The sequence below is a fragment of the Planococcus sp. CAU13 genome, from assembly GCF_000775575.1.
GTDB lineage: Bacteria > Bacillota > Bacilli > Bacillales_A > Planococcaceae > Planococcus.
Genome location: NZ_JRGN01000296.1, coordinates 1 through 3486, shown reverse-complemented (window position 1 = coordinate 3486; position 3486 = coordinate 1). Strand labels below are relative to the sequence as shown.

General features: G+C 50.1%; 4 protein-coding genes. 2 read left to right on the top strand and 2 right to left on the bottom strand.

The features are described from left to right. Nucleotides 1–53: 53 nt before the first annotated feature. Nucleotides 54–1433 (bottom strand): Glu/Leu/Phe/Val family dehydrogenase, encoded by a 1380-nt coding sequence (locus KW93_RS13635; protein WP_033543586.1) that lies wholly within the window; start codon nt 1431–1433, stop codon nt 54–56. Nucleotides 1434–1503: 70 nt separating this feature from the next. Further along, nucleotides 1504–2061, bottom strand: coding sequence for an SLOG family protein (locus tag KW93_RS13630; RefSeq protein ID WP_033543585.1), 558 nt, complete (start codon nt 2059–2061; stop codon nt 1504–1506). Between the two features lie 84 nt (nt 2062–2145). On the opposite strand from KW93_RS13630, the gene KW93_RS13625 reads away from it, so the two are divergent. Continuing rightward, nucleotides 2146–3096 carry a threonine ammonia-lyase gene (locus KW93_RS13625; RefSeq protein WP_033543584.1) on the top strand — a complete coding sequence of 317 codons (951 nt, stop codon included), beginning with the start codon at nt 2146–2148 and terminating at the stop codon, nt 3094–3096. Between the two features lie 74 nt (nt 3097–3170). Next, the gene (locus tag KW93_RS17195; RefSeq protein WP_081987026.1) at nt 3171–3329 is read left to right on the top strand and encodes a YfhE family protein; all 159 of its coding nucleotides are present in this window, start codon (nt 3171–3173) and stop codon (nt 3327–3329) included. The last annotated feature ends 157 nt before the right edge of the window (nt 3330–3486 follow it).

The following is a 3486-nucleotide window of genomic DNA, read 5'->3' as shown; positions in this document are numbered from 1 at the left end:
TTCCTTGTCTCATTTTATTGGGTCACTCTAATCGGACTCCAGCGCTTTTCTTATTAATACAGCTTTCCTTGCTTATAAAGAACATGCGACAGACGGGAAACGGCATGGATAAAGCAATTTTGGCGGAGCGGGAACGGATCCCCGTAGAACTGCGGCAAAATCATATCAAATGTTTTCTGCATCTGGCCGACAAGCTTCTCGTAAATCTCATCTTCTGAATCGTATTGGGTTTCACGGCCCTGCAGCCATTCGAAATAAGAAACGATGACACCGCCGGCATTGGCGAGAATATCAGGGATGATGACGACACCCTTATCGCTCAGGTAATCATCGGCTTCCTGCGTTGTCGGCGCATTGGCACCCTCGACGATGATCTGCGCTTTGATATCTGCCATATTGCCTTCGTGCAGCTGATTTTCCAGCGCCGCAAGGAATAATACATCGACATCAAGCGTCAGCAGCTCTTCGCGTCCGCGGATTTCCGCTGTCACTTCGGCTTCTGCCAGTTCCTCCGTGGTTGTCGGAAGGTCTCCTCTGTGTTTCGAAGAAAACGCGATCAACGCAGGAATATTCAAGCCTTCTTCATTGTATAAAGTCACGTTGCGGTCACTGACGGCCACTACCTTATTGTCGACCAGCGGACATTTATAAGCTTCATGGGCAGTGACGGAACCGACATTTCCGAAGCCCTGCACAGCAACTTTCAAGGGGCGGTGCGCCACGGACAAAGTCGTTTTGGCGAAAATGTTATCGGTCGACGCCAGTAATTCTTCTTTTTCCTTTATAAAATCATGAATCATATAACGGAATGAAAAATAGACGCCTTTGCCTGTCGCTTCACGTCTGCCCAGTGAACCTCCGTTGGTTACGGATTTACCCGTAAAACTGCCGAGGTACGGCAAGCCGTGATGAATTTTCTTGTATTCCGCCATCATCCAGTCCATTTCCCGTTCCCCTGACCCGACGTCCGGTGCCGGGATGTCTTTATCCGGTCCAATGACATCAGCGAAATAACGGACATATTTACGGGAAATCAAATTCAATTCCTTCTCGGAATAATTCCTTGGATTGATGACAATCCCGCCTTTGCCTCCGCCGAAGGGCACGCCATGAAGCGCATTTTTCAGCGTCATCAGGAAAGCCAGGTTCATGACTTCTTCTTCGTTGACGCTTTCGTGGAAGCGGATGCCGCCTTTGTAAGGGCCGAGTGCGTCGTTGTGCTGAATCCGGAATGACGGAATGCGCACGACCCGTCCGTTATCCAGCGGAACACGCAAATAGGATTTGTGGACTTTGTTCGGTGTTGACAGGATGGCGCTGAGTGAAGTGAAGGCCTGCTCACGGGCGGCATCCTTTAGCTCCGGCAGAAAACTTTCGTTCTCCAGCAGTGCATCGAGTGAACTCTGGATTATTGCATTTGTCGGTTCTTCCATTTTGCTGCACCTCCGAAATTAGAATCTCCTTTTTCCATACCCTGTCCGGATTGAAATATGCACACAGGTTTTATTGCCAGCTGTCGTACTGCTCTTCTTCCGTAACCACACGCAGATCATCAGCCGTGATCAACATCACCGCATAATCCGTTTTTTCCGCGTATTGATCGGCTTCTTTCTTGATGAATTTCGGTGAGCCATCCGTCTCCTCATCATAGACTATCAGGATGCCGTCCGAATTCCGCAGGAAAAACTTGTTTTTCTCAATGAATTGCCAGGGCGCTTCGTAAGGCCGGTTCGTCAGGCTGCGGTGAAAATCCGCCTGGCGCTGAATTTCTTTGTATTTCTCCTGATTCGCTTCATTCCATTTGCTTTCCTGTTCAAGAAAAGGGGTAAGCAGGGCGAACTTCAATTGCGGAAACTCTTCTTTCATTTCAATGGCCACCTCAGCTGCCCACGTTTCTACGCCCAGCTGGCCGCTGACAATAATCCATTCCAGCCCTTCGTCAATCAATGCGCGGAACCGGTTTTCCAGCGCCTTCTTGATAAAGCGGACACCCGGATTTTTGTCGTCGAAGATGCCGAGTTCATGCTGCTTATAGCCGGTGACGACCAATCGTTTCAACAATATTCTCACCTCGCAACTGTTTAATTTCCATGCTTTCAGTTTACCCCAGTATGATAAAATTTGTTGTATAAAGGAGTGAAGAAGATGGTCAATTTACAGGATGTTAAAAATGCACGTGAAGAAATCAGCGATATCGTTCACGAAACGCCGCTGCTGAGCTCCGCATTATTAAATGCAAAAGCCGGCCGCCAGATTTTCCTGAAGGCGGAGCATCTGCAGAAAACCGGTTCGTTCAAAATCAGAGGCGCAGCCAACGCCGTGAAGGGAGCGGTTCGCAACGGAGCTCAGTTCATCACCGCCGCTTCTTCAGGGAACCACGGACAGGCAGTCGCCTATATTGCCGGCACGCTCGGAATTCCGGCGGTCATCGTTGTGCCGGAAGACGCGAACCGCGCTAAAGTGGGGGCCATTGAAGCATACGGCGGGCGGGTCGAATACTGCGGTTTCACTTCAGCCGACCGCATTCCGCGCGCCATGCAGCTCGCTGAAGAAAACAGCGGCGTCTATATTCCTCCCTATGACCATCCTCATGTCATCGCCGGACAGGGCACCGTCGGCCTCGAAATCCTCGAGCAACTGCCGGATGTCGAAGTGATTGTGGTGCCGGTGGGCGGAGGCGGATTGATCAGCGGCATTCTGACAGCGGTCAAAGCAGTCAAACCGGAAGTCCGCATCATCGGAGTCGAGCCTGAAGCCGGCAACGACACTCAGCTGTCTCTGAAATCCGGAAAAATCACCGCTGTGTCAGGCAACTTTTCCATCGCGGACGGCCTGCGCACGTCACAGCCGGGTGAACTGACATTTCCCATCTTGCAGGAACATCTCGATGATCTCGTCCTGGTAACGGAAGAAGAAATAAAATCTGCCATGCAATTCGTCATCGAACGTACAAAACAATTGATTGAACCATCAGCCGCCACGGCAGTCGCAGCTGTCCTGGCTGGAAGAGCTGGTGATCAAAATCAAAAAATCGCCATCGTTCTCTCCGGGGGGAATATCGATTTGCTGGAACTTCGCAGCTGTCTGCCTGAATAGACGTTTAACTGCTCATATGCCGGGAAAAGAACTGTATAAACAAAATTCATCTACGAGTAAAGGAGAGGACCGGAATGGCAGAAGACAAACAGCCTCACGAAAAAATGAGAGACAAGGAAAGCGATTTGAAAGCCGCTCAGAAAGTCCATTACACGGATGACTTTAAAAAAGCGGATAAAGCTGGAGAAGAGCAGCGCCAGGAAAATGAGGAAAAGAAAAATAACGATAATTGAGTTCGATGCCTCGGTGATTTTAAATCACTGAGGCTTTTTTGATGGAACGGGCTCCATCGATTTTCAGTGTCCAGATTCCAGTTGCCCAGCTCTTCGGGTTATAAGCCAGCCCAGCTGCCGTGGGTTTAAGGCTGCTCCTGCATCGCTGCGCTGCTTC

What these genes read in the sequence shown, in the direction of transcription:
- KW93_RS13635 (WP_033543586.1), bottom strand. Translation starts at nt 1,433, where the DNA reads ATGGAAGAACCGACAAATGCAATAATCCAGAGTTCACTCGATGCACTG.
- KW93_RS17195 (WP_081987026.1), top strand. Translation starts at nt 3,171, where the DNA reads ATGGCAGAAGACAAACAGCCTCACGAAAAAATGAGAGACAAGGAAAGC.
- KW93_RS13625 (WP_033543584.1), top strand. Translation starts at nt 2,146, where the DNA reads ATGGTCAATTTACAGGATGTTAAAAATGCACGTGAAGAAATCAGCGAT.